The following is a 221-nucleotide window of genomic DNA, read 5'->3' as shown; positions in this document are numbered from 1 at the left end:
GCCGATCCGGACCGTCCGTTTGAAGTCCTGCATCTTTATCTGGGGCTTACTCTGGTGAACCGGGCCGCCCGATCGTTGGGGCTTAATTCGTCCCGGCTCTCCATGCGCGACATTTCCGGTGGTCAGGACGCATTCATCTCTGGCGTGCTGACAGGCCTTACGGCCGAGATCCAGACGCCTCATTCGGCCAGTTCGCTATTTGTGAATGGACTTCTGGAAAG

The 221-nt window shown here is 57.9% G+C and carries 1 pseudogene; it reads left to right on the top strand.

The features are described from left to right. Positions 1-221: pseudogene (locus B7449_RS18590) on the top strand (AraC family transcriptional regulator); the annotation flags it as partial.

The organism is Komagataeibacter intermedius TF2 (genome assembly GCF_000964425.1).
GTDB lineage: Bacteria > Pseudomonadota > Alphaproteobacteria > Acetobacterales > Acetobacteraceae > Komagataeibacter > Komagataeibacter intermedius.
The sequence above is the reverse complement of the archived record's forward strand: the minus strand, read 5'-3'. Positions and strand labels throughout refer to the sequence as shown.